Source organism: Plantactinospora sp. ZYX-F-223, from assembly GCF_039649625.1.
Lineage (GTDB): Bacteria > Actinomycetota > Actinomycetes > Mycobacteriales > Micromonosporaceae > Plantactinospora.
Map to the genome: position 1 here is coordinate 1 of NZ_JBDJAV010000079.1, position 24,422 is coordinate 24,422.

At 70.9% G+C, this 24,422-nt stretch carries 26 protein-coding genes, 2 tRNA genes and 1 pseudogene; 17 read left to right on the forward strand and 12 right to left on the reverse strand.

Annotated elements, in window-relative coordinates:
• Positions 1-315 precede the first annotated feature (315 nt).
• The 3 genes from AAH979_RS40195 (at position 316) to AAH979_RS40205 (ending at position 1,981) form a co-directional block, all read left to right on the forward strand.
• Positions 316-657: an HIT domain-containing protein gene (locus AAH979_RS40195; protein ID WP_346263368.1), complete on the forward strand. Its 342-nt coding sequence runs from the start codon at positions 316-318 to the stop codon at positions 655-657.
• Between the two features lie 356 nt (positions 658-1,013).
• Entirely contained in the window at positions 1,014-1,298 is a 285-nt protein-coding gene (locus tag AAH979_RS40200; protein WP_346263369.1) for a hypothetical protein, read from the forward strand.
• Positions 1,299-1,438: 140 nt separating this feature from the next.
• Positions 1,439-1,981 (forward strand): YbhB/YbcL family Raf kinase inhibitor-like protein, encoded by a 543-nt coding sequence (locus AAH979_RS40205; protein WP_346263370.1) that lies wholly within the window; start codon positions 1,439-1,441, stop codon positions 1,979-1,981.
• 69 nt (positions 1,982-2,050) lie between these two features.
• Here the strand turns inward: AAH979_RS40205 and AAH979_RS40210 are convergent, their stop codons facing one another.
• Together AAH979_RS40210 and AAH979_RS40215 are read right to left on the reverse strand one after the other, a co-directional pair.
• On the reverse strand, positions 2,051-2,761 hold the full coding sequence (locus tag AAH979_RS40210; protein ID WP_346263371.1) for a class I SAM-dependent methyltransferase: 711 nt from the start codon (positions 2,759-2,761) through the stop codon (positions 2,051-2,053).
• Between the two features lie 303 nt (positions 2,762-3,064).
• Positions 3,065-3,844 carry an IucA/IucC family C-terminal-domain containing protein gene (locus AAH979_RS40215; RefSeq protein WP_346263390.1) on the reverse strand — a complete coding sequence of 260 codons (780 nt, stop codon included), beginning with the start codon at positions 3,842-3,844 and terminating at the stop codon, positions 3,065-3,067.
• Positions 3,845-4,192: 348 nt separating this feature from the next.
• Here AAH979_RS40215 and AAH979_RS40220 point away from each other — a divergent pair, with 348 nt between their 5' ends.
• Positions 4,193-5,725 carry a peptide deformylase gene (locus tag AAH979_RS40220; protein WP_346263391.1) on the forward strand — a complete coding sequence of 511 codons (1,533 nt, stop codon included), beginning with the start codon at positions 4,193-4,195 and terminating at the stop codon, positions 5,723-5,725.
• Between the two features lie 91 nt (positions 5,726-5,816).
• Here the strand turns inward: AAH979_RS40220 and AAH979_RS40225 are convergent, their stop codons facing one another.
• Positions 5,817-6,932, reverse strand: a complete 1,116-nt coding sequence (locus AAH979_RS40225; RefSeq protein WP_346263372.1) for a globin domain-containing protein — start codon at positions 6,930-6,932, stop codon at positions 5,817-5,819.
• 318 nt (positions 6,933-7,250) lie between these two features.
• On the opposite strand from AAH979_RS40225, the gene AAH979_RS40230 reads away from it, so the two are divergent.
• Positions 7,251-8,075 (forward strand): CPBP family intramembrane glutamic endopeptidase, encoded by an 825-nt coding sequence (locus tag AAH979_RS40230; protein WP_346263373.1) that lies wholly within the window; start codon positions 7,251-7,253, stop codon positions 8,073-8,075.
• On the opposite strand, the gene AAH979_RS40235 is transcribed toward AAH979_RS40230, so the two are convergent.
• Entirely contained in the window at positions 8,036-9,298 is a 1,263-nt protein-coding gene (locus tag AAH979_RS40235) for a hypothetical protein (protein WP_346263374.1), read from the reverse strand. The two genes, AAH979_RS40230 and AAH979_RS40235, sit on opposite strands and share 40 nt — an antisense overlap.
• 660 nt (positions 9,299-9,958) lie before the next feature.
• Here AAH979_RS40235 and AAH979_RS40240 point away from each other — a divergent pair.
• Both AAH979_RS40240 and AAH979_RS40245 read left to right on the forward strand, forming a co-directional pair.
• A tRNA-Ser gene (locus tag AAH979_RS40240) sits at positions 9,959-10,049 on the forward strand.
• 34 nt (positions 10,050-10,083) lie between these two features.
• Positions 10,084-10,156 (forward strand) — tRNA-Arg (locus tag AAH979_RS40245).
• Positions 10,157-10,315: 159 nt separating this feature from the next.
• Here the strand turns inward: AAH979_RS40245 and AAH979_RS40250 are convergent.
• Positions 10,316-10,687 carry a tyrosine-type recombinase/integrase gene (locus tag AAH979_RS40250; protein WP_346263375.1) on the reverse strand — a complete coding sequence of 124 codons (372 nt, stop codon included), beginning with the start codon at positions 10,685-10,687 and terminating at the stop codon, positions 10,316-10,318.
• Positions 10,688-10,710: 23 nt separating this feature from the next.
• On the opposite strand from AAH979_RS40250, the gene AAH979_RS40255 reads away from it, so the two are divergent.
• The gene (locus tag AAH979_RS40255; protein WP_346263392.1) at positions 10,711-11,214 is read left to right on the forward strand and encodes a HupE/UreJ family protein; all 504 of its coding nucleotides are present in this window, start codon (positions 10,711-10,713) and stop codon (positions 11,212-11,214) included.
• A gap of 293 nt (positions 11,215-11,507) precedes the next feature.
• Complete coding sequence (locus AAH979_RS40260; RefSeq protein WP_346263376.1) at positions 11,508-11,678, forward strand: hypothetical protein; 171 nt, start codon at positions 11,508-11,510, stop codon at positions 11,676-11,678.
• A 110-nt stretch (positions 11,679-11,788) separates the two neighbouring features.
• On the opposite strand, the gene AAH979_RS40265 is transcribed toward AAH979_RS40260, so the two are convergent.
• Both AAH979_RS40265 and AAH979_RS40270 read right to left on the reverse strand, forming a co-directional pair.
• Positions 11,789-12,472 carry a response regulator transcription factor gene (locus AAH979_RS40265; RefSeq protein ID WP_346263377.1) on the reverse strand — a complete coding sequence of 228 codons (684 nt, stop codon included), beginning with the start codon at positions 12,470-12,472 and terminating at the stop codon, positions 11,789-11,791.
• On the reverse strand, positions 12,469-13,632 hold the full coding sequence (locus tag AAH979_RS40270; protein WP_346263378.1) for a histidine kinase: 1,164 nt from the start codon (positions 13,630-13,632) through the stop codon (positions 12,469-12,471). The genes AAH979_RS40265 and AAH979_RS40270 overlap by 4 nt, the downstream gene beginning before the upstream one ends.
• 161 nt (positions 13,633-13,793) lie before the next feature.
• On the opposite strand from AAH979_RS40270, the gene AAH979_RS40275 reads away from it, so the two are divergent.
• The 4 genes from AAH979_RS40275 to AAH979_RS40290 all read left to right on the forward strand — a co-directional run bounded on the left by AAH979_RS40275 (position 13,794) and on the right by AAH979_RS40290 (position 16,480).
• A complete protein-coding gene (locus AAH979_RS40275) occupies positions 13,794-14,519 on the forward strand; it encodes an ATP-binding cassette domain-containing protein (RefSeq protein WP_346263379.1) in 726 nt (241 codons plus the stop codon).
• The gene (locus tag AAH979_RS40280; protein ID WP_346263380.1) at positions 14,516-15,247 is read left to right on the forward strand and encodes an ABC transporter permease; all 732 of its coding nucleotides are present in this window, start codon (positions 14,516-14,518) and stop codon (positions 15,245-15,247) included. Before AAH979_RS40275 ends, AAH979_RS40280 begins: the two co-directional genes overlap by 4 nt.
• A 30-nt stretch (positions 15,248-15,277) precedes the next feature.
• Positions 15,278-15,910 (forward strand): methyltransferase domain-containing protein, encoded by a 633-nt coding sequence (locus tag AAH979_RS40285; protein WP_346263381.1) that lies wholly within the window; start codon positions 15,278-15,280, stop codon positions 15,908-15,910.
• 69 nt (positions 15,911-15,979) lie between these two features.
• Positions 15,980-16,480 (forward strand): hypothetical protein, encoded by a 501-nt coding sequence (locus tag AAH979_RS40290; protein WP_346263382.1) that lies wholly within the window; start codon positions 15,980-15,982, stop codon positions 16,478-16,480.
• Here the strand turns inward: AAH979_RS40290 and AAH979_RS40295 are convergent.
• Positions 16,477-17,616, reverse strand: a complete 1,140-nt coding sequence (locus AAH979_RS40295) for a cation diffusion facilitator family transporter (protein ID WP_346263383.1) — start codon at positions 17,614-17,616, stop codon at positions 16,477-16,479. The two genes, AAH979_RS40290 and AAH979_RS40295, sit on opposite strands and share 4 nt — an antisense overlap.
• A gap of 82 nt (positions 17,617-17,698) precedes the next feature.
• Here AAH979_RS40295 and AAH979_RS40300 point away from each other — a divergent pair, with 82 nt between their 5' ends.
• From AAH979_RS40300 to AAH979_RS40315, 4 genes are all read left to right on the forward strand, one after another.
• Entirely contained in the window at positions 17,699-18,058 is a 360-nt protein-coding gene (locus AAH979_RS40300) for a metalloregulator ArsR/SmtB family transcription factor (protein ID WP_346263384.1), read from the forward strand.
• A gap of 536 nt (positions 18,059-18,594) precedes the next feature.
• Positions 18,595-19,380: a hypothetical protein gene (locus AAH979_RS40305; RefSeq protein WP_346263385.1), complete on the forward strand. Its 786-nt coding sequence runs from the start codon at positions 18,595-18,597 to the stop codon at positions 19,378-19,380.
• A gap of 173 nt (positions 19,381-19,553) precedes the next feature.
• Positions 19,554-20,126, forward strand: a complete 573-nt coding sequence (locus tag AAH979_RS40310; protein WP_346263386.1) for a methyltransferase domain-containing protein — start codon at positions 19,554-19,556, stop codon at positions 20,124-20,126.
• Between the two features lie 293 nt (positions 20,127-20,419).
• Entirely contained in the window at positions 20,420-21,091 is a 672-nt protein-coding gene (locus AAH979_RS40315; RefSeq protein ID WP_346263387.1) for a hypothetical protein, read from the forward strand.
• Between the two features lie 55 nt (positions 21,092-21,146).
• Here AAH979_RS40315 and AAH979_RS40320 read toward each other — a convergent pair whose 3' ends face one another.
• The 4 genes and pseudogenes from AAH979_RS40320 to AAH979_RS40335 all read right to left on the reverse strand — a co-directional run.
• A complete protein-coding gene (locus AAH979_RS40320; protein ID WP_346263388.1) occupies positions 21,147-22,193 on the reverse strand; it encodes a HupE/UreJ family protein in 1,047 nt (348 codons plus the stop codon).
• 211 nt (positions 22,194-22,404) lie between these two features.
• Entirely contained in the window at positions 22,405-23,238 is an 834-nt protein-coding gene (gene fetB, locus AAH979_RS40325) for an iron export ABC transporter permease subunit FetB (protein WP_346263389.1), read from the reverse strand.
• Complete coding sequence (locus tag AAH979_RS40330) at positions 23,235-23,837, reverse strand: ATP-binding cassette domain-containing protein (protein WP_346263393.1); 603 nt, start codon at positions 23,835-23,837, stop codon at positions 23,235-23,237. Before AAH979_RS40330 ends, fetB begins: the two co-directional genes overlap by 4 nt.
• A gap of 311 nt (positions 23,838-24,148) precedes the next feature.
• Positions 24,149-24,422 (reverse strand): annotated as a pseudogene (locus AAH979_RS40335) (chromate transporter); the annotation flags it as partial.

Consider the following 24,422-nt stretch of genomic DNA (forward strand, 5'->3'; position numbering starts at 1 on the left):
TGCGGCCGACTTCGACCTCGAACTGATCGAGAGCCGGACGCTCGACGGCCGCACCCAAGAACTCATCTACCGGCCCACCCTGCATGTCTGAGTCCATTCATGCCCGTCAACCAGCCGAACCTGACCCGGAAGTATCCTGTGCCCGACATACCGACCGGCCTCTCGGTCACCTTGGTCACTCGGCTTGCTGATCGTGCGGACGGGGACCAGTGCTCGGCGGGGTGGTCGTAGGACGGCTGCAGCTCGCTCGCCCGGCCGGGTCTGCGCCGCCGGTAGCCCCGCACCCACGCCAGCCAACGTACCTGGAAGGGCTTGATGGATCTCTGCTCGTTCTGCGAGATCGTCGCTGGCCGGGCGCCGGCAACGGTTGTCCGTCGGTGGCCGGACGCTCTCGCGATCGTCCCCCGGAGCCCAGTGGTGGACGGCCACGTGATCGTCATCCCGACGAGCCATGTTCGGGATGCGTTAGAGGACACGGAGGTGACCGCCGCGACGATGCGGGCCGCGGCCGGGATAGCGCCGCATCCCTGCAACCTGATCACCTCTGCCGGCCGGGAGGCGACGCAGAGCGTCTTTCACCTGCACATCCACATCGTCCCCCGCCGGGAGAACGATGGCGTGGCACTGCCCTGGCACCCCGGCCGGCACCGCCCCTGATCGTCGGACCCGGAGCCCTGGTCCCTCCCCAGGACCTCTGGGGAGGGATCCCATGTTCGTCCGTCGGCAGCGTGACGAGCGAGCGTCAGGACTGCGACTGTGGATAACGAGCCCATCTGTGGATAACGGCCTGATCATGTGTCGGATGTGGTACGGGGGCCTTCGATACGCGGGTCTGTTCCGGTACCTGGGAGATGTCGCACACTCGGTTGACGGCTACGCGGTGCGTTCCCCTACGCTCTACGCGTAGTAATCACGCGGTGATTCTGTGTGTAAATCTTCTGCGGAAATCGGCGGTACGGGGCCGCTGGCGACGGTCACGCCCGGGTGGGCGTACGGAGTGAAGCGAGGGCGCCATGGAGCTGCGGCTCACCCCGGTGCAGGTGCGGAACCGACTCATCCTGGTGGCCCGGCGGATCGTCGCCGACCACGCTCCGGACGCCGAGGGGATCTGCCGCACCTGCGGAGTCCTGCACTGCGAGGCGCTGGCGGCGGCCCGCGGCTATCTGGCCCGGGTCGAGGAGCCGCGCCGCCCGCTGGTGGTCGAGATCCACCGCCGCGCGGCCGTACCGCCGCCCGGCGTCACCGCCGCCGAGCTGCGGATCGCCGCCGACGCGGTACCGAAGGACGCCGAACCCTGACCCGCCGTCCGGAGGGACGGGTGGCGGCCGTACGGAGCAGACCGCGAGGTCCGCGCGGGTGGTTATCCGTCGAACGGGTAGAAAGGGCACAGCGCCGGTTCTCCGGCCCGAGCCACCCGCTGTGCGGAAAGGACTTCGCGATGACTCTCGACCGACCCGTTCCACCCGACCCGTACGAGCTGCTGCCGACCGTTCCGACATTCACGCTGACCAGTAACGACGTCCAGAACGGCGAGCCGATGGCCGCCGAGTTCGCCCACCCGAGTGTCGGTGGCGCGAACCTCTCGCCGCAGCTCGCCTGGACGGGCTTCCCGGCCGAGACCAAGAGCTTCACGGTCACCTGCTACGACCCCGACGCGCCCACCGGCAGCGGGTTCTGGCACTGGGTGCTGGTCAACGTACCCGTCGAGGTGACCGAGCTGCCCCAGGGGGCCGGGCAGACGTCATCGGCCGGTGTCCCGGGCGCGTTCAGCGTGCGCAACGACTACGGCGAGCAGACGTACGGCGGCTCCGCGCCGCCGGCCGGGGACCGCCCGCACCGGTACGTCTTCGCCGTGCACGCCCTCGACGTGGAGAAGCTCGACCTCGCGCCGGAGGCGAGCCCGGCGTACGTCGGGTTCAACCTGACCTTCCACACCCTGGCCCGGGCGGTGATCCGGCCGACGTACGAGGTCAAGGGCTGAGGCTGGCGGCGGGGCCGGCATCCGGCGGTAGATGGTGCAGCCGATGCCGGCCCGTGGCCCGTGGTGGCTTCAGGCGGGCACTCGGGCGACCGCGAAGACGGACTGACCGAACGGCGGGCGGACCACCCGCTCCGCGGCCTTGGTCACCGGCAGTACGAGGGTGTCGTACAGCTTGACCATCGGCCCTTCCTTGGGCATCAGCCGGAACACGCTGGTCGCCATGTAGTAGCCGAGCAGCCCCAGCGCGTTGGCGTAGTGCAGCGTCTCGACCTCCAGGCCCGCCTCTTCGAGCGCGGCCCGCATGGTCTTCTTCGTGTAGCGCCGGACGTGCCCGGTGGCGATGTCGGCCGGGCTCATCGCGAACTCGAAGGCCGGCACGATCAGCACGATCGCCCCGCCGGGCCGGACCAGGTTGCGCATGCTGCGCAGCGCCCCGACGTGGTCCTCGATGTGCTCCAACACGTTGTAGGAGACGGCGGCGCTGTAGTCGCCCTGCTCCGTGTTGGGCAGCAGCATCTGCCGCACCTCGATGGTCGGCTCGCTGGCGAGGCGCTCCTTGAGCGCGACCAGCCGGTCCGGGTCAGCCTCGGTCGCGGTGAACCGCTCCAGGAACGGTGCCCACTCGATGGCGTAGTCCCCCAGGCCACTACCGATCTCGATCGGATTGTTGCCAAGGTAGGGGAGGGCCAGCTCGACGAACCAGCGTCGGTGGTTGACGGCTGTGGCCAGGCCCTCGAGCACCTCTTCCTGAATACGCTGATCTCCAGTTATTTCTGCCATGCGTAGATCCCTCACGCTCTGACTCGACCTGCACTGGACCGACAGAGTGAACCATCTACGACGACCGTAGGAAAATTGGGGCACTCGTGCGAGCCGAACTCGTGACTTCAGGCATCGGTTGTGACCAGTTCGGGGGCGTTTCGTTACAGACCTCTCGAACATAGCCCGAGGAGGTACGCCCGGCATGTCGGGGCGATAACAGTCCAGTGTCGATCCCTTGGTCGGCTCGCCACGCTCCGCCAGCCGACGGTGACGCCCCGGGGTCGCCGCGCTGGCGGAGCCGGTTCGACCGCGGACGGAGGCTCAGGAGGTGCGGATGCAGCAGCCGGCGCAGACCTTGGGTTGCGGCAGGGTGAAGGCCAGGCAACAGGTCTTGCGCTGGACGGTCAGTTCGCCGGTCGGGCCGGGCACCAGGTCGACCAGGTCCGCCACGCCCAGGGTGTCGAGCAGTGCACCGATCGTCTCGGCGGAGCCGCCGGGCAACGCGTCGGCGGCCCGCAGCACCCCGTGCGCGACGCCAGAGGCGACCGAGCCGAGCAGCGTACGGGCGCCGACCCGGACCTGCTGGTGCAGCGAGTCGAGCATCGGGGTCAGGTGCGCGTCGAGCAGCGACGCGCGCAGCGCGGCGAGCAGCTCGGCCTCGCCCAGTACGACCCGCACCTCGGGCAGGCCGGAGAGGGCCAGTGGGTCCGAGGGAAGTACGGCGATCTCGGTGGAGCGGCGCATGCCGAGCGTGAGCAGCGGCCGGTGGTCCTCGAACCTGACCAGTACGTCGTCCGGGCGCAGTAGCGGCACCCGGCGCGCGGAGGCCCAGCCGAGCACCACGGGCAGCAGCAGCCAGTAGGTGTAGGACTTCCAGGCCAGTGCGGCGGCGGCGTGTGAGGTGGCGCCCCAGCGGTGCCGGGTGACGGCCAGCAGTTCGGGCAGCCGGGTCCCGTCGACCAGCTCGGTGGCCGGGGCCCAGCCGGTCTCGTCCGAGACCAGCAGGCCGGTCGCGAGGCCGGGCAGCTCGTCGGTGCCGAAGGCGGCGCGCAGCGTGGCGGTCACCGGGGCCAGTGGTGCGGCGGCCCGGTCGCCGATCAGGATGGTCACGCTGGGTCGCCGTTTCGCGGCGCTCCGGTGGACGGGCAGATGCCCGGCACGACGGCCGCAGCCGGACTGGTCTGCCTCGATGCCACCTGGATCAACCCCCCACGTCTGACAACCGAACGTCACCCTAGCCTACTAAGGCAAGGCTAACCAGAGTTGGGGGTATCGGGGTGTCTTCCCGTGATGTTTCCCCCGACACGTCGCGGATCTGACTGGGGATGCGAGGTTGGGCGGTGGAGGATCATCCACGGAGGCCGAAATGTCAAGCCATTGTCGTTAACGCGCCAGTTCTGTCAGACTGGCCGGCTCGGCCAGCAAACTGAGATTCCCGGCCAGAGGAACCTGATGACCACGCCAATCGAGCGGGCTGCCGACTCGTTCGCGGCCGAGCTTTCCCGCCGGCGGGTCGAGCGGGGCATGACCAAGAAACAGCTCGCGGCCCGGATGGGGTTCGACCCTTCCTACGTCAGCCATGTCGAGGGTCGGCGGCACCGGCCGACCGAGGACTTCGCCCGGCGCGCGGAGGCCGTACTCGGCGCCGCCGGAGCGATCTGGCAGCGCTTCCAGGAGTACGACGAACTGCGGCAGGCCCGCTCCAGTGCCGTCGCGCACCGCGATCCGCCCGTACCCGAGCAGTGGATGCCGCCCGGCACCGGACTGATCGTGGAGCAGGAGACCGCCACGCTCGCCTACCACGAGGGCGCGTACCGCTGCGTGATCCGGCGGGCGCTCTACAACGCCGGAACGGAGCCGGTCACCCGCTACCTGGTGCGGATCGCCGTGGATCGCTATCCGAACGACCCGGCCCGGTCCAACCGGCACCACCGGGAGAACCCGCTGACCTTCGCCGAGCTGGACCTCCAGGCGTTCTGCGACGACCAGGGCAACCGCGAGCCGATGGAGTGGCGCAAGAAGCACGACCGGGACGCCTTCAAGGAGGTGTGGCTGCTCTTCGAGAACGGCGACGGCCGGTTCCCGCTGTATCCGGGCGAGCGAATCACCACCGAATACTCCTACCGGGTCAACCAGGACAAGTGGGGCCAGTGGTTCCAGCGCGCCGTACGGTTGCCCACCCGCCGGCTCGCGCTCCGGCTCGACCTGCCGCTCGACCTCGAGCCGCAGGTCTGGGGCGTGGAGACGTCGCTGTCGGCCGAGGAGGGGCCGCTGCGTACGCCACTGGTCCGGCACGACGAGGGCGGCCGGGCGCTCTTCGAGTGGTCGACCGACGACCCGCCGCTGAACGCCCGGTACCGGCTGGAGTGGCGCTACCGGGCCCAGCCGGCCGCACCCGCCGCCGCTGCGCCGCCGGAATCGGCGGAGGGCCGGGCCAGTGACCGGATGCGGGCCGCCGGCATCGTGCAGCTCGGCGCGGACCTGCTCCGCCAGCCGGCCCGGCACTTCGACCTGCCCCGGGACGACGCCAACGCCCGCGACGTGGTGGCCCGGCTCCGGGCCGCCCTGGAACGTCTCGACGAGCTGCACCCGTTCAGCAAGGGGGTCGGGCTCGCCGCGCCGCAGATCGGGCTGCCCTGGGCCGCCGCCGTGGTACGCCCGCCGGACCGGGACGCCGAACCGGTCGTACTGCTCAACCCCCGGGTGGTCGACGCCGCCCTGGAGACCGACGAGCAGTACGAGGGTTGCCTCTCCCTGTTCGACCTCCGTGGCCTGGTCGCCCGGCCGCTGCGGCTCGACGTCGAGCACGCGCGTTGGGACGGCAAGCGCATGATCACGTCGTTCGAACTCGCCATGGCCCGACTGGTCGCGCACGAGATCGACCACCTGGAGGGCCGGCTCTACGTCGACCGGATGGACCCGGAGGTCCCACTGGTGCCGATCGAGGAGTACCGGGACACCGGCAACCCCTGGCGCTACTGAGCGCGGGCGGCCGACCCCCGAGACGGGAGCCGGGTCTCCGTGCCCTACGGGTAGGACACGGAGACCCGGCTTTGGGGGAGAGGGAGGGTGTCTAGAGTTCGCCGAAGGCGTCGTACCGGATGTTCTCCGGGGGCACGTCGTCGGCGGCGAGCGTGCGGAGCGCGGAGCGGACCAGGGCGGCGGATCCGGAGACGTAGCAGTCGTGGGTGGTCCACGGGCCGTACCGGGCGAAGACGTCGGTGATCTCGCCACGCTCGCCGTCGAAGCCGGGATCCGCGCTGCACACCGGGATGACCGACAGCCACGGGTGCCGGCCGGCGAGGGCCTGGAGCTCGGTCAGCCCGTACAGGTCGTCGCGCCCGGCCGCGCCGGCGAAGACGTGCATCCAGCGGGTGCGGTTGTATCCGGCCAGTTCCTCGGCGAGCGCCTTGATCGGGGCGAGCCCGACGCCGCCGGCCACGCAGAGCACGTCCCGGGTGGAGGACCGGTCCAGCGTCATCGCGCCCATCGGGGCGGCCACCCGCAGCAGGTCACCGACCTTGACCCGGCGGACGAGGGCGCTGGAGACCCATCCGGCACCGACCGCCCGGACGTGGAAGTCGAGCGTGTTGTCCGCACGCGGGGCGTTGGCGATCGAGTACGTCCGCCAGAGGCGGGGCTGGTAGCGCGGCACCTCGACGCTGACGTACTGGCCGGCCCGGTAGGGCAGGTGGTGCTGGAGGGGACGGCAGGTCAGTACGGCGATGTCGCTGCCCCGGCGTTCGTGGCCGATCACCTCCGCGTGCCAGAACGGCGGGTTCGGATCGTCGGCCGCGCCGGCCTGCATGCGCTCGGCGATCACCCGGTACGCGTCCCGCCACGCCTGGTCGTACTCGAGGGTCCAGTGCTCGCCCGCGACCTCGGGCAGCGCGGCCAGCAGCGCGGTGCCCATGAGGTCGTAGTGCTCCGGCCTGACGTGGTATTTTCGGTGGTCGCGGCCGAGCGAGCGGAGGTACTCGTCGAAGTTCTCGGGGTCGTCGATGGTCTGGACGGCGGTCACGATCGCCTCCAGCAGCCGGTCCCGCTGGCTGTCCATCTGCACCGGAAACAATGTGCGCAGTGCGGGATCGGACAGGAACATCCGGGCGTAGAAGTATCCCGCGACCTTGTCCCGCCGATCTTCGACGAGGGTCCAGCTCTCCTTCAACAGCTGTGCGAGGTTGTCCATGACACCTTCTCGGTCGGGGCCACTGCGCGGATAAGAATGAATACCGTGAGTCAGTCTTGGTCGCACAGAATGTGCGATTGAAGGTCAATCGCCCCTTGTCGGAGAACCGACTTCCGCCGGAGCCGGAACGGCTGCGCACCGGCCCGAAGTGTGCTGCCGCCCGGATGCGTACGGCCGGGACGAGGGCGGTGGCGAGGTGCCGGCCGCCGCGACGCGGGCGGGGCGACACGGGCGGGGCGCTCGACTCCGCCGGGCGGTCGGGTCAGGGACACCGTGTGGACGCCCCCGCCGGGCGGCGCGATCGGGCACAGTTGTCGGGTGACGGTTGATCTCGCCCGCCCGCTGTCCCGCCGTGTGTTGGGCACCGAGGTGCTCCTGGTACTCGGGTTGTCCCTGGGACAGTCCGCGGTCTACTCGGCGGTCACCATCATCGCCCGGCTCACCGCCGATCGGCCGCTGTCCCAGCAGACCGCCACGCTGAACGCCTCACAGTCGGCGCGGCCCTGGCTCGACCTCACGTACCAACTCCTCGGGATCTTCTTCGCCCTCGTGCCGGTGCTGCTCGCCGTACACCTGATGAACCGGGACCGGACCCTGGACCGCGACGGGCTGCTCGCCCGGGACGCCCTGCCCGACCAGGGTCGGGGCGGTGCCCGGGAGGTGCTCGGCCTGGACGGCCGGCGGCCCGGCCGGGACCTGGCCTGGGGCGCGGCGCTGGCCGCCGCGATCGGTCTGCCCGGGCTCGGCCTCTTCTGGATCGCCGCGCACCTCGGCATCAACGCCAACGTCGTCCCGGCGAGCCTGCCCGACCTGTGGTGGGCGGTCCCGGTGCTGGTCCTCTCGGCCGCCCAGAACGCGATCCTCGAAGAGGTCGTCGTGGTCGGCTACCTGATGACCCGGCTGCGGGAGCTGGGGTGGCGGATTGGCGCCGTCATCGCCGCCAGTGCCCTGCTGCGCGGCTCGTACCACCTCTACCAGGGTTTCGGCGCGTTCGTCGGCAACGCGGTCATGGGCGTGGTGTTCGCGCTGTTCTTCCTGCGTACCAGGCGGGTGCTGCCGCTGGTGGTGGCGCACACCCTGCTGGACGTGGTCGCCTTCGTCGGCTACGCGCTGCTGCCCCCGGAATGGTTCGACTGGTTGTAGCCGGGTGACTCGCCGGGGACGGTCACCGCCGGACGTCCGGCAGTGTTCGGCCAGCCGGCTCCCGAGCGGTAGTACTCCACCGTCCGGGCGGCGAGCCGTTCGGTGTTGGCGGAACTCAGCATCGCGGCGGCCAGCGTCATCGCGCCAGGCAGTCGCCGTACGGCCAGCCGCAGGGCCAGCCAGTTCGCGGTCCGGGCGACGATCGGCGCACCCAGCCGCCAGCCCGCCTCGGCCAGCCGGCCCGGTTCCGCGTCGACGTCCTCCGTCGAACCGTCGTCGGCGGCCGGTCCCGGGTCTCCCCGCCGGCCGGCGATCGCCGCCTCGGCGGCGGCCAGCGCGGCCCGGGCACTTGCCACGTCCGGGTGGACCCGGGTCAGCACCAGCAGGTCGGCGGCCCGCTCCGGCCGGGTCGGATCATGGTCGTACGCGGCCGCCAGGTGCAGCACCAGGCCGGCCTGCGCCCAGGCGACGGCGGCGAACTCGGTGAGCGGGGCGAGCATCCCGGTCGCCGTGGACAGGGCCCCACCGGCAGCGGCGAGCCGGACGTACCGCCGGGTGGCCAACCGGACCAGACCCTCGGCGCTGGCACCGGGGTAGGCGGCCCGGACCCAGGCCGCCCAGGCTCCAGCCTCCGGGCCGAGCCCGCGTACCGCAGCCAGGGCGAGCAGTTCGGGTGTGTAGCCGGGGTGGTCGAGAATCTGCCGGACCGTCGATAGTTGCGCCTGCGGCCCAGGAGTACGCCCCGAAGCCGCTCGATCCGCCGAGCCACTGCCGTTGGGCGTGCCGACCGGGTACGGCGTACCGATGCCGGTGGGTCCGCTCGGCGTGCCGCTCGCCGCAGCATCGGCTCCGGCTTCCCGAGCGCCGGCGGCGGCGGACGGTACCGCCGTCTCTTCGCCGGAGTCCGTCCTGGCCGACTCGGCCGCCGTAGCCCCAGCCACCTTCTTCGCGGTGCTCCTCTTGGCGGTGGCCTTCTCGGTGGCGGTGGTCTTCTTCGCGGTGGTGGTTTTCTTGGCGGTGGTCTTCTTCGCGGTGGTCGCTTTCTTGGCGGTGGTCGCTTTCCTGGCGGCGGCCGTCTTCTTCGCCGGTCCGGCCTTCTTGGCGGTGACCTTGGACCCGGCCCCCTTCCCGGTCACGCTCTGCGTGGCGGTGTCGGCGCCCGGCTCCCTGCCAGTGGGGCTGGCCGGATCGATTGCCGGGACGGCCGTTCCATCTGTGGTCACCTCGTCGGATCCTCCTGCCGGAGCCGGAGCCGGAGCCGGAGCCGGAGCCGGAGCCGGAGCCGGAGCCGGAGCCGGAGCCGGAGCCGGAGCCGGAGCCGGAGCCGGAGCGTCGGCCGAGGGGGCGGTGTCGGCGGTCTGTGGGCGGGTCGGCGTCGCCACGGTCGGCGGAACCCGGTCGGCCCGCCCCGTGGCCGACGGTGGCGTGGCGGGATCCGGTCGGGTGACTGCTCCGGACGACTGCGCGGTGCGGGCGGGAGGCCGCCCGGGTGGCAGTGGCTCCGGTTCGGCCGGTGGCTGGAAGAGCACCGTCGGAGGGGTCTTACGGGCGCGCGGGCGGGGCGGAGCCGGGGACTGGTCGGCCGTCTCCGTCTCAGGGTCCGGGGCGGAGGCGAAGGCGGCCTTGGTCGGGCCGGAGCGGCGCGTCGACTTCGGCTCCGGGCGGCGGCGGGGCGGCTCGGTGGGCGACTGCTCCTCCATATCACGTGAGCCTAGTCTCGGTGGCGGATCGGCACCGAACAGGAATCGGCGGAGGTCGTGCCGCCGGCCGCGCGCGGCCTGGCGGGGCTGGCCCGGGCGGGTCAGGGTCTGCCCGGGAAGTCGCTTTGCCCCGCCGGGTCGCTGCCCTGTATCCTCGACCGACGTGGTCTGGTGGGACCACAGGGAGACTTCGCCTAGTCTGGTCTATGGCGCCGCACTGCTAATGCGGTTGGGGTCTTAAAGCCCCTCCCGGGTTCGAATCCCGGAGTCTCCGCGCTGAGGTTGGTGTGTAGACTGGCCCGGCAACTGCGCCCGTAGCTCAACGGATAGAGCATCTGACTACGGATCAGAAGGTTAGGGGTTCGAATCCCTTCGGGCGCGCAAGATCAAAAGGCGTCTGGCCTGCGGAAACGCGGCCAGGCGTTTTTGTTGATCGTCCCAAGTCGTCGGTGGGTGTCGTCTGGGTGTCATGTGGGTGCCATCACTCTCTGTAATCATCTTTCGAGCGTATGCAGGCTGAACTGCTGTTTTGTGGTGGGGCTACCGCTTCTTGGCGGGGTGTCGCTTGTTGTTTGGGCGTTGTTGGGGCCGGTTGCGTCGGGCCCGCTTCCTGATCTTGTCGCGGGTACGTCGGGCTGCGGCGAGGACGAGTCGGGCGGTGGCGTCAGCGCATCTACGCTGGGCGAACGGTAGGACGCTGACGTAGGTGTCGGCGGTGGTGATGATGCTGGCGTGACCGAGTAGATCTTGCACGGTCTTCAGATCGGCACCGGCTTCGTGGGCGAGCGAGGCGGCGCCGTGGCGGAGGTCGTGCAGCCGGATCGGCGGGACGTCGGCTCGCTTGACCAGGCGGGTGAAGTGCAGTGTGGCGTAGCCGGGGTGCATTGGTCTGCCGTCGGGGCGGATGAACACGTAGCTGCTGTCGAGCCAGGTTGGTGTTCGTCGGCGCGGTGGGCTGGTTCGGTCACCGCGACAAGTGGCGGTTGTTCGGGCTCGGCGTCCTGGCATTCGGCCTGATCCCCGGTGTCGGCCTGTCCACCCGCCTGGAGGACCTCGGCCTGCCCGAGGACGGGCTGCTCGCCCGGGTCATCGCGTTCAATGTCGGCATCGAGATCGGGCAGCTGCTCGGCATCGTTGTCATGGTGCTCATCGGCAAGGCGTTCACGCGGTTGGTGACGTGGCCGGCCGCGCGGCGGCACGCCTTCGCCGCGCTGGCGGTCGTCGGTGTGCTCGCGACCGGGGTGCTGGCAGTGCTGGAGGTGACCGGCATGAACGCCCCCGCCACCACGGCGGTCGGTACGTGCACCGTCGGTCCGCGTACCGAGCGGTTCACCGGCACCGGGGGAGGCCATCCGGACAAGGACTTCTTCGAGCCTGGCGAAGCCACCCCGGAGGACGACTTCGGGCACATCCTCGGTGACGGCTACGTCATCGTGTAGTATCCGCCGTCGCTGCCGGCCGGGCAGCTCGACCAACTGCGGACGTACGTCACCAGCCCGGAGGGCACCCGCATCGTCGGCGGGCCCGCGCCGGCACAAGAGCAGCAGCTCAAAGCGGTCCACGCCTTCGAGACGCTGACCTGTACGACGTTCGATCTGGCCGCCCTGCGGCAGTTCTCCACCGGCTGGTTCAACGACCCCCGATCCCAGTGACAAGACGTTCGTAACCTGTCGACAAGCTAGCCGATCTGGGCTCGCGAGGCGCTTAAGGTCTACAAAGATGCGGCCAGATCATGGTCGGTGTCGGGCGCCGCCCGGCTTGCCGGCTCACCGCCCGGATAACGGCCGAGGTGGAGTTGCTGGTGGAGATTCGGGCCGAGGACGAGGCCGCCATGGTCGTCGCCGCCGCGCCGCGCCCGTCACCCCGACCCCGGCTGGCCCACCCGGAGTCGCGTCGCTGGTAGCTCCACTCGGCTCTCCTGCCGGCTGGACCTCAATGCCAATCAGGGTTGGTTGCGGTGGACATCCTCGGCGGGGCCTGCGCTGGTACACGGGGCTGTGACGCCGCCGGTGGTCAGGTGGGCGGCGGGCGGACCAGGCCGGTCTCGTAGGCGATGACGACGAGCTGGGCGCGGTCGTGTGCGCCCAGTTTCGTCATGGTGCGGTTGATGTGGGTCTTGACGGTGTGCGGGCTGAGCGTGAGGTGCCCGGCGATGTCGTCGTTGGACAGTCCGGTGGCGACGAGTGCGAGGATGTCGCGTTCCCGGTCGGTGAGGCAGCCGAGCCGGGCCGGTGTCGCGTCGAGTCCGTGGTCGGGGCGGGCCAGGTAGCGGCTGATGAGACTACGGGTGGCGGCGGGGGTGAGCAGGGCGTCGCCGCCGTGCACGACACGGATCGCGTCGAGCAGCGTGGCGGGTTCGGCGCTCTTGCCGAGGAAGCCGCTGGCGCCGCTGCGCAGCGCTTCGAAGACGTACTCGTCGATCTCGAACGTGGTGAGGATGAGGATCCGCACGTGCGTGAGGTCGACATCGGTGGTGATGCGGCGGGTGGCGGCGAGACCGTCGAGGCCGGGCATGCGGATGTCCATGAGTACGACGTCGGCGCCGGTGCTGCGAGCGTTGTCGACGGCGTCGTGCCCGTTGGCCGCCTCGCCGACGACGTGCAGGTCGGGTGCGGAGTTGATGAGGCTGGCGAAGCTGGCCCGCAGCAGCGGCTGGTCGTCGGCGACGAGCACGCGGATCGGTCCGGTGCCGGTCATGGCGTCACCGGGATGACGGCGGTGACCCGCCATCCGCCGTTCGGGCGTGGCCCGGCGCGCAGGGAGCCGCCGACGGCGGTGACGCGTTCGCGCATGCCGACGATGCCGTGCGCCGGTTCGGCGGCGACCGATTCGGCGGGTGGCCCGTCGTTGTCGACCGTGACGGTGACGGCGTCCGTCTCGTGGCGCACGGTCAGGGCGACGTCGACCGGCCCGGCGTGCTTGCACACGTTGGTGAGTGCCTCCTGGACGACGCGGTAGGCGGTGTGGTCGGCGGCCCAGGCGAGCGCCGCGGGTGGTTCGTCGACGTGGGCGGTGATGCGCAGGCCGTTGCGGCGGTAAGCCGCCAGCAGGTCGTCGAGGGCGGCGAGGCCGACGGTCGGCTCCCGGGGCGCGGTCTCGTCATCGGGCTGCCGGAGCAGACCGACGGAGTCGCGGAGTTCGTCCAGGGCGGCACGACTGCTCCGCCGGATCTGGGCGAGCGTGTCACGGACCTGGACGGACTCGCCGGTCAGGAGGTGGCCGGTGACGCCCGCCTGGACGTTGATCAGGGCGAGGTGGTGCCCGACGCTGTCGTGCAGGTCGCGGGCGATCCGCAGGCGCTCCTCGGTGAGGCGGCGCCGGGTCTCGGCGTCCCGGTCGCGCTCGGCGTCCTCCGCTCGGCGGAGCACCTCCGCGAGGTATGCCCGACGGTGCCGGGCGGCCGTGCCGGCGGCCACGGCGACCGCGCCGAGCGCGGCCAGCGCCAGGTTCTCCGGACCGAGCCGGCGCGACGGTCCGCCGAAGGTGTGCGCGACACCGACCGCGACGACGACCAGGCCGCTGACCAGCAGTGCACGGCGCCGGTCGGAATGCTCAGCGACGGTGTAGAGGGCGAACAGCGGCGCGGCCAGCAGCAGGGTGCCACCGAGGCCGTGGTTGTGGGCGAAGTACACCTCGGCGGTGATCGTCGCGACCCCGAGGACGGCGTACGGCCACCGGCGCCGCAGCACCAGTGCACCGCAGGCGAGTACGGCCGCCAGCAGGGAGACACCGTCGGGAAGCGGTCCGGGAACGCTCGTGGTGACCAGGGTTACGGCGAGGATCACCAGCCCGATCGTGAGGTCCGCGACATGCCGGTACTCCCGGACGGCGTACCGCAGGTGGCCGATGACGTGCACGTCGACCACCGTACGAGCCGCGCCGGGTGGCCGCGTCGTCCCCGCGGCGAATTCTGCGGATACCGCGGACGCGGTACGCCGAGGATGCCGCGGCAGGGCGACGACATCCCGGGCCGGCGCAGGTGAGAGTGGGGTCCTCAATCCGAACGGGAGCGGGGACGATGACCGACCTGTCCATCACCGGCCTGACGAAACGGTTCGGCCCGGTGACCGCGGTACGCGACGCCGGCTTCACCGCCTCGCCCGGCGTGACCGGGTTCCTGGGGCCGAACGGCGCCGGCAAGACCACAGTCCTACGCATCCTGCTGGGACTGGTGCGCCCGACCGCCGGCGAAGCGCTGATCAACGGCGTCCGCTATGCCGACCTGCGGCATCCCCGGCGGGTGGTCGGCGCGCTGCTCGAAGCGACCGGGTTCCACCCCGGCCGCACCGCCCGCGACCACCTGACGATCACGGCGCGGCTCGCCGCGCTTCCGGTCGCGCGGGTGGGCCAGGTCCTCGACGACGTCGGTCTGGCCGCCGACGCGCACCGCCGGGTCGGCGGCTACTCGCTCGGCATGCGCCAGCGGCTGGGGCTGGCCGCGGCGCTGCTCGGCGACCCGCAGGTCCTGATCCTCGACGAGCCGGCCAACGGGCTGGACCCGGCCGGGATGGCGTGGTTGCGGGGGCTGCTGCGGGACCTGGCGGACCAGGGCCGGACGGTGATCGTCTCCAGTCACGTGCTGGCCGAGGTGGCGCAGACCGTGGACCGGGTGGTCGTGCTGCACGCCGGGACCGTCCGGTTCGCCGGCACCCTGGACGAGTTGACCGGGCCCGGAACGGGCGGGCTGGAGAGCGCGTTCCTGCGGCTGACGTCCGAGCCTCGTCTCGAAGGGAGCCGACCGTGACCGCGCTCCTCGGTGCGGAACTGCTGCGGCTGCGCAGCACGCGCAGCGTGTGGCTGCTGCTGGCCGCCGCGCAGCTGCTCGTCGTGGTCGGGGTCAGCGGGGTGATGCGCTCCCGCGACGACGTCGGCTCACCCGGGGTGCAGCAGGCCGCGATCGCGCACGTCGGCCTGATCTCGCTGGTCACGCTGGTGCTGGGCATCATGGCCATGGCCGGCGAGTACCGGCACCGCACGATCACCGACACCTACCTCACCGTGCCCCGGCGTACCCCGGTAGTCGGTGCCAAGCTTGTCGTGCACACGGTGGCGGGGCTGGTCTTCGGCGTCGTCACCGCGCTCGTCGCCGTCGCCGTGGCGGCGATCTGGCTGACCGGGCGCGGCTCGTCGCTGGACGTCGGATCGGCCGACCTGTGGTTGACGGTGGCCGGCGGGGTGGCGTGGAACGCGGCGTTCGCGGCGATCGGCGTCGGCGTCGGCGCGCTCATCACCAACCAGATCGGTGCGATCGCCGCCTCCCTGGCGTGGCTGGCCCTGGTCGAAGGGCTGGTGGCGCGGCTCGTCGGCGACGCGCAGCAGTGGCTGCCGTTCGCTCTCGGGTCGGCGTTGAACCGGCTGCCCACCGCGACCGACGGCCCGGCGCAGTGGCAGGCCGGGCTCGCCCTCGCCGGCTACGCCGTGGCGTTCGTCGTCGCCGGCGTCGCCACCACCGTGCGGCGCGACATCACCTGACCGGACACCGCACACCGAAGGAGGCCCCTGATGCCACACTCCTCCGACCGCCACCGCGCCCACGGCGGCGTCATCCGCCACGCCCGTGGCTACGAGATCGTGTCGATGCTGGCCTTCGGCGGGTTCCGCCGCCACACCTACGACGCCCTGGTCCGCGCGTCCGGCGCCGAGCCGGGCGACCGGGTCATCGACGTAGGCTGCGGCACCGGCTACCTGACCCGCCGGGCGGCCGTCGCCGTCACGCCCACAGGTACGGTCACCGGCGTCGACCCGTCCCCGCAGATGCTCGCCGTGGCCCGCCGCCTCGCCCCGCCGACGTGCACGTTCACCGAGGCCGGCGGCGAACGCCTGCCGGTCGCCGACAGCACCGCCGACCGGGTCGTGTCCTGCCTGGCCTTCCACCACATCCCGCCCGAGCTGCGCGCCGACGCCGTCCGGGAGATGCACCGCGTGCTGCGCCCCGGCGGACGGCTGCTGGTAGCGGACTTCCGGCCGCCGCGCGCCTGGCCGGCCAGGCACCTGCTCGGCGCGGTGACCAGCCCCGCCATGCGCTACGACGGCAGCGACGAGATCCGCGCCGCCGTCGCAGCCGCCGGGTTCCGCGACGTCACCACCGGCCGGCAGCGACCGCTGCTGTTCGTGGTCACCGCAACCCGGCCGTGATCCCCTACAGGACGGATAGCCAAAGGTGTCAGTGTCAAGTTCGGCCGGAACCCGGGACCGGAAGATCCGGTGTTTTTCGACACGGACGCGGACGAGCCGACCCCGAGGGACAAGCGGCACTGGGACGAGGGCAAGACCGCGATGATCGCCGTCGCCGAGGCCGCAGGGGTGGATCCGGCATTCATCCATGCCCGGCGCGAGGTCGGCTACACGGTCACCAGCGAGAACGAGCACCTGTTCAGCGCAACGGAGGTACAGGCCTACCTCGACGCTGTGGCCCGGCACCAAGGCGTCGGGGTCTCGATGATCTCTTCCGGCGCACATCCACGTAGCTGCACGGCCATGACGGTGCCCGTCCGGCGGTCGTTGGCCCCGATCTGGTCGGTCGGGGTGGGCTGCCTCGGCCAGAGCACCACCAGCGCCACCAGGGTCGCCACCAGCATCGGAACGATCACCGCAGCCACGGTCCGGAGTACCCGTCGGGGTGTCGGCGGCTGCGCCGGCCCGTCGGTGTGCAGCGCACCCATTGCCGTATCACCACTTTCCGGCAGTTCCGTCACCGCAGGTTAGCCGCCAAGTGGCTCCTGACGGTTGCGGCGCTGGTGCGACAGGTCGGGGTGGTGGTGCGCGCCCGGGTGGGTGTCCGGGTCGGCGTGGACGGTGGCGGCGGTCAGCCGGGGGACGGCGTGGGTGAGTTGGTGCTCGGCGTCGGCGGTGATCTCGTGGGCCGCGACGAGGCTCAGCCCGGCGTCGACGACGAGGTCGGCCTCGGCGTGTAACCGGTGCCCGATCCACCGCAGCCGTACCGCGGTCACGTCCCGCACACCGTCGACGGCGCGTAGCGCGGCCTCGGCCTGGTCGACGATGGCCGGGTCGACCGCGTCCATCAACCGCCGGTACACCTCCCGCGCGGCGTCCTTGAGCACGAACGTGATCGCGATGGCGATGGCCAGACCGACCACCGGGTCCGCCCATCCCCACCCGGCCCACGCTCCGGCGGCTGCGGCGACGACCGCGAGAGAGGTGTAGCCGTCGGTGCGGGCGTGCAGGCCGTCGGCGACCAGCGCGGCCGAGCCGATCCGCCGCCCGACCCGGATGCGGTACCGAGCGACGAGTTCGTTGCCGGCGAAGCCGACGACCCCGGCGGCGAACACCCACGGCAGGTGGGTGATCTCGACCGGATTCAGCAGCCGGGTGACCGCGGTCCAGCCGGCGGCGACCGCCGAACCGGCGATCACCACGACGATGACGATGCCGGCGAGGTCCTCGGCCCGGCCGAACCCGTAGGTGTAGGCGCGGGTCGCCGCTCGGCGGCCGAGCAGGAACGCGATCCCCAGCGGTACCGCGGTCAGCGCGTCGGCGACGTTGTGCAGCGTGTCCCCGAGCAGGGCCACCGACCCGGACAACACGACGATGACGGCCTGCGCGGCGGCGGTGATGCCGAGGCCCACCAGGGAGATCCACAGCGCCCGCAGCCCCTCGCGGGACGACTCCAGCGCCGGATCGACCTTCGCTTGGGAGTCGTGCGAGTGCGGTACGAGCAGGTGCCGGAGCCGGTGCCACCACGAGCCGCGACCCTGCCCATGGTCATGGTCATGGCCGTGCTCGTGCTCATGGTCGTGCGCCCCGTCGTGGCCGTGACCGGTCTTGCCGTCATGACGCGGATCGTCATGGTCGTGGCTGTGGTCGTGCTGCTGGTCGCGCACAGGCTCAGGCTCCCTCAGGTACGGCACGGCACGGCACGGCACGGGCGTTCCCGCCGGATCCACTCCCGGATAATATGTGCTCATGTATGCACGCGACAACGTTGTAGGTGCCAGTGAGCTGCAACAACGCCTACCCGGCGACACCGAGGTGGGGGCCGCCACCGACATGCTGCGAATGCTCGCCGACGGCACCCGGCTGCGGCTGATGTGCCTGCTGAGCGACGGTGAGCACGACGTGACGTCGCTGGTCGTGGCGGTGGGGGCGGCTCGGCCGGCAGTGTCGCAGCACCTGGCAAAGCTGCGCCTGGCCGGGCTGGTCACCATCCGCCGCGACGGCCGCCGCGCCCTCTACACCGCCCGCGGCGGCCACGTACGACGATTGGTGACCGAGGTCATGCACGCTGCCGCGCACAGGGGCACCGGCGAACCCGAGCACGACTGAACGAGGGCTCATTGTGTCGGCCTGCGATCCACCCCTGGACGCCACAAACGGATCGTCGAGAACGCATGCTTGGGGGACCTTCGGCCCGGCCGGCGCGACTACCGGTTCTTGGCGCTGCGGACCGATCGCGGGCCGTCGGCGGCATCACGCGGACCCTGACGACGACGCCGCGCTGACTGCCGACAACCAACGGATCAAAGGCGACGCCCGCGCAATCCGCAGCGCAGGTCTACGCCAGGAGCCGCTACCGTGGCGATGCCCGGTCCGTCCACAACGGTTATGGGCGCAAGCACCCTCTTCGCGAGCCCCCCGGCGCCTGCGCGATGAGCGCTGGTCGACGCTGCGGCTGCCTTCGGTAGCCCCCTTCTCTGTTCGTGCCCGTCCCTGATCTTCCCAACAGGTGTCGCGCATACTGTCGCCTCGCGTGGCTGTCGGACCACGGCTGCGTGGTCGGATCCCGCGTACCCTCGGGATAGTCGAATCTCTTTCCCACGAGTCTGCTCGCGGACGTGTCGACGCAGCCTAGGAGGAGGTACGTGGAGTACCTGCGGATTCAACGCCCGCGGCACATGCAGACGGCGGTGCTGCACTACAAGCGTCCCGAAGTTGGCCGGTCGGTCGCCCTGGTCGGCGTGAGCCCTGTCGCCGAGGCCCGCTATTACGAGGGCCTGCACAGAGACATTCGACAGATGCAGGAAGGCGGGTCGGTCGTACATTTCGAGGTTTTTAGCTTCCGTCCAGATGCTGCCCGGTGGGATCAGGCGGAGGCAGATGTGCTGGAACGGCTGGAGCGGACGGAGATCTTACAGATGCGCCGTGCGGCCGTTCTGGGCTGGGTGCACCGACGTGAAGGTCTGCGCCCGCACGACGACTGGCAGATCCACGAGGTGAGGGCGGTTGACGTCATCCGCCATGACGATATCGGCGCGATTCGTGCCCGCGCGGACGCCAGCTGCGTCTGGTTGGATTGGCCCTCGGGCGATCCTCAAGGTCCGGTCAGATACCGGCTTTGGATGGCGCGGCGAATGCGGGCGGCGGCCAGCGGAAGGACCCGGCCCCGACGCCAGGCCGGCACAGCGCGGACCGTTCTGTCATATCGCATCCGGCCGGCCCTGCAAGCCGTAGAACAATCCGCCCAGGATCTTGTACTGGTGTGGGATATCGAGACGCTGCCCGTACTCGCCGACACGATGGCCGCGCACGGCTTCATTCTCGAACGCACCAACTGGCACTCGGCGGGCGAGCTACCAAGCCGGCTCACCGCCTTGAAGGATCTGCTCGTAGGCCGGCTTCCCGAACGCAGCAGGGCCGGCCTGCGGTAAACGCCGTCATCAGCGCCCCCGCTGGCGACGACTTGGACAGTTGCCCATGGCGTTTCTCAGATCCTGGGAGGGAAGGAGAGCATGATGGGATTGGTAGCAGGATCCTCGGCGACCGGAATGGGCACGCCGACGACAGCAGCGGCGGTCTGATCCGTCGGGCGCGTCTTTACGAGGTGTCGGCCGCGATCGCGTTCGCCGGACGCCGCCGCCGGGTCTTCGACGGCCTCGTCCGGCTCAGCGGCGCCAAGCCCGGCGACCAGGTCCTCGACGTCGGATGCGGCACGGGCTACTTCACCCGCCGCGTCGTGCCGGCCATCCTGCCCGACGGGCAGGCGACCGGCATTGATGCCTCGGCGACCGTTATCGACTACGCCAACCGCACCGCACCGCCGGGCTGCACGTTCCTCCTCGCTTCCGCCGAGAATCTTCCGCTGCCGGAAGCGTCGGTCGACCTCGTGATCTCCAGCTTTGCCATGCACCACCTGCGACCTGAGCTTCGCGGCACCGCCCTGCGCGAGATGCGCCGCGTACTGCGACCCGATGGGCGACTGTTCATCGCCGACTTCCGTCCGCCCCGCAACCGGGTGGCCGGTCACCTCGTCGGCGCGCTGGGTGGCCACGCCATGCAGCACAACCCTGTTCACCAACTGGCCGACCTCATCGCTCAGTCGGGATTCCAGGTCATGGACACCGGCGACCGCCGCCCCCTGCTGCACTACCTCCGGGCCGAACGCGGAAAGTCCTGACGGCACTCGCCGGGTCACACCGGACAGCCAGCGGCAACGGTCTGACCGGCTCGCCCGCCCGGACCGGCCGGAGTCACGGGACCCGGTACGGCTGTCCGGATGGCGATACCGACCCGGGCGGCCAGGCAATCACATCCGCGCGTCTCCATAGCCGATCGGGCAGTGACCCTGCCCCGCTGAAGGACGCCTACCAGGCTATGGTGCTTGCCTTCCGCGCCGCCTCCGCGCTAGCGTCGGCCATCAGCATCGATGGCTATCGGCGGTGCCATCATCCCACCTGTTGAGGAGTGGTGATGTCGCGCACGACCGGTAGGCCGTCGTACCTTCGTGAAGCTGAGCGGTCCCGCGAGCGCCGCAACCGTCTCCTGGTGATGGTTGCCTGTGTCCTGGCGGCGGCGTTGGTCGGTGGCCTGGTCGGCTACCTGGTCGGCCGGCCCGACGCCACCACCCGGGCGATCGAGGGCCTTCGCGCCGAAGAGGCACGGCGTGACCTGCAGCAGATCGGCGACCTGACCGCGCTGGCCCGCCAGTCGCAGGCGGTTCTGGATCCGCTGCTCGCCGACTTCGACACCACGATTGATGAGCGGAAGCCTGTGGAGGCGGCCACGGTCGAGCGGTGGCGGACGACCGTGCGGCAGCTGGTCGACCGGCACGCCGAAAGCCCGTCGGGCACCACCGCGACCAATGTCGCCCGCGGCGCTTTCCGCAGTGCCCTGCACGGGTTCAACGTCGCGGTCGACCTCCTCGCGACCGCGCAGCAGCTGCCGGCGGAGCAACGACTGTCGTTGACAGCCACGGCCGACAGGGTCCGCACCGACGCGGCGACAACCTGGTCGGTGGCCGCTACCCAACTCGACCAGATCAACGTCGATGCCGGCCTCGGGCACCAGCACGTCTACCTACGCACTGAACAGGGCAGTGGGGCGTTCACCTCGGACGGCGCACCCGAGGGCACCGGCGGTTGACGCCACCGCCCCCGTGGTCCCCCCTCGGCTCCTGCCGAGGGCGGCGAGTCAATAGTCAGTCGGAGGGCGGCTTGGAGCGGGGGTCGGCGAACCAGCCGGTGGTGAACTGCTTCAACGCCGGCAGGTCGAGGCTGGTGCAGGTGATGGTGTTGTAGGCGTGGACCGCTTTCAGCATCTCCGCCTGTCCGGTTGCCGGGCCGCCGACGACCTTGCCGTTGGTGCTGTCGGTGACGAACGCGCGTACCTGGGCGAGCTGGTCGGCGGGTAGGTCGGGCTGGTAGTGGACGATGACGTAGCCGTCGCCGATGACGTGGCCGAACGCCTTGCCGGGGACCTGTTCGCCGGGTTCGAAGAAGTCCTTGTCCGGGTGTCCTTCGCCGAATGGGTAGGTCTCGGTGCGTTCGCGGACCTGGCAGCTTCCCACCGCCTGCGCCGGCGGCTCTCCGCCAGCGGTGATCAGGAGGATCGGGGCGGCGATGAGTCCGGCGGCGATCAGGGCGCCGTGGGACAGGCGGGTCTGGCGCAGTTTCGGGATGTAGTGCCGGAGCACGTCACCGATCATGAACATGGCCACTACGGCGAGGAGTTGGCCGAGTTCGACGCCGAGGTTGAACGCCAGTACCCGGGGGATCAGCCCGTCGGAGGGCAGCCCGAGGTCTTGCAGGCGGGTGGCCAGGCCGAGGCCGTGGATGAGGCCGAACCCGAACACGCTCGCCCCGAACCAGGTCCAGTTGCTGGGTCGGCCGATCAGCCCGACGACGCCGACGAACACCAGGCTGAGCGCGACGATGACGTCGACCAGGGTCGGGTTGACGTGCCAGGCGGCGACGGTGGCGGTGAACAGGGTGATCGAGTGGCCGAGGGCGAACAGGGAGATCAGCTTCGCCGCCCGCCGTACCTGTCCGGCGAGTAGGAGGATGCCGCCGACGAACAGCAGGTGGTCCCAGCCGAGCAGCATGTGCGTGAATCCGAGCCAGACGAACCCGGGAACGCTCTCGCTGCTGCCGCCGATGCCGTGCGCGAACGCGGCGCCGGGCGCGGCGAGCAGCAGCGTGCCGGCTGTCGCGCTGATCAGGATGCCGCGACGAACTCCAGCCGCCATCTGTGATCCTCTCCTGTAGTGCCCACCGTGGCGGCGGATCGGCCCGCTGCACACCCTGCGGGTACGGGAATAGTCGCTTCCACCGCTGTCTTAGTTCCCGACGATCGCCGCTTTCTGCGGTGACATCCCTCGGCCGGAGGACAGTGCAGCCAGCTCCACCGGTCACGATGCCGCCCGGCTGCTGCCGGTGGTGTGATCCGTCTGGGCGTGCTCACCGTCGTTTGGTCCCAGCTCGCAGGTAGGTCGTCAGTGGGTGCCGTCGTCGAGGAACGGGCGTCGGGGGTGTGACGAGGCGGTGGGCCCGGTCGAAGAGGCCGCGTTCGGCGAGCCGGGCCACGATGAGCGCGGCGAGGGTGGTGGCGGCCAGCAGCATGTACATGACGATGATCTGGTAGCGGATCGCGGTCAGCGGACTGACGCCGGCGAGGATGAGCCCGGTCATCGCGCCGGGCAGGCTGATCAACCCGACGACCTTGGTCGAGTCGATGGCGGGTAGCAGCGCGGTGCGTACCGACGAGCGCAGGTGAGGCAGGAACGCCTGGCGTGCGGGCTGTCCCAGCGATAGCCGCGTCTCGATCTGCGGACGGCCGGTTTCCGCCTCGCCGACGAGCCGGTGCAGCGTGACACCGGCGGCTTGCATGGCGCCGGAGACGATCATGCCGCCGATCGGGACGAGGACATGTGGCTGGGTCGGGATGGCGCGCAGGGCGATGAGCGCGCCGAGGGTGATCCCGCTGGCGGCGGCGATGGCGGTGGTGGCGTACCAGCGGGAACGGGGCACACCGGCGGCTCGGCGTCCCGCCACCTGACCGGCGAGCAGCACCATCAGGGCGATCCAACCCACCGCTCCGGGTAACCCGGTGTGGGCGAACACCAGCAGCAGGACCGCGCCGACCGCGACGAGTTGCACCCCGGCGCGCAGCGAGGCGACCAGGAGGTCGCGGGACAGTCGCAGCTTCTCCCGCTGGGCGAGCACGACCACTAGGGCGACCAGGACCAGTGAGCCGGCGACCGCGCCCCAACTCGGCACCATCGTCTCCGTCACGGCAGGTCGCCGATCATCTCGGGGACAGCGGCAGCGACGCCGGTCGCGGCCCTTGGTTCCAGCGGGATCTGGGAGCTGGCCAGGGCGTCGCGGACGGCCTGGTCGTGGCTGACCAGCACGACGGTGTGGCCCGCTGCGACGACGCCGTGAACTGCCCGGACGATGGCGGCGGTCGCGGTGGCGTCGAGTGCGGAGGTCGGCTCGTCCAGCAGCAGCGCCTGCGGCTCCAGCGCGAGGGCGCGGGCAAGACACAGCCGCTGGGCTTCGCCACCGGACAGGCCGCTGGTCGCCCGCCGCAGGTAGACCTCGGCTGGCAGTGCGACCTGGTCCAGCAGGCGCCTGGCGGCTGCCTCCGGCAGGGCGGGCACGCCCGCGCGCAGTTCGTCGAGCACGGTCGTGGTGAGCACCACGGGCTGCTGCGACACCAGTTGGACTCGTCGGCGCAACGACAGCACGTCGACCTCTCGCAGCGGTACGCCGCGGAGGCGGATGTTGCCGATGTCGGGCTCTTCCAGGCGGATCAGCGTACGCAGCAGAGTGCTCTTACCCGCGCCGCTCGGCCCGACGATCGCCGTGCACCGGCCGGCCCCGATCCGCATGGACAAGTCCGCGAGGATCAGCCTGCCGCCTCTGCGGATCGTGACCGCATCCAGCTCGAAAAGATCAACATCAACGTTCGGCATCCCTGTTCACCACTTCCCGCCCGCGCACGCCGCAGCCGACCGAGGCTCCCGCACCATCCGGCCTCGGCCGGCCACTGGCAGGCGTGCCAGGCGGGATCGCCCGCGCCGCTCCAGCGGTGCTGATACGCCTCGCATCACCGTCGGCCCACTGGCGCGCCTGTCACCCGTCGCGACAAGCGCCGCGTGGGACGCGATCAGCCATACCTGTTTTCGTGCTGCCCTGCTGGTCAGGTGACGGGTAGGCCGGCCAGCCCGGCGGCGAGACCCAGGAGGGCGCTGACCCCGAGTACACGCAGGACGGACCACTTGAACCGGAAGATCAGCACACCGGCGATGACGGCGATGCCCAGAGGTATCCACCGCACCGTGGCCAGCTCCGGCAGTTCCAGGCGCAGCGGCCCGCCGGTGACCGTGCGGCTGTCGGCGAACAGGGTGTGGACGGTGAAGTAGAGGCCGAGGTTGGCGATGACGCCGACGACGGCGGCGGTGATGCCGGTCAGG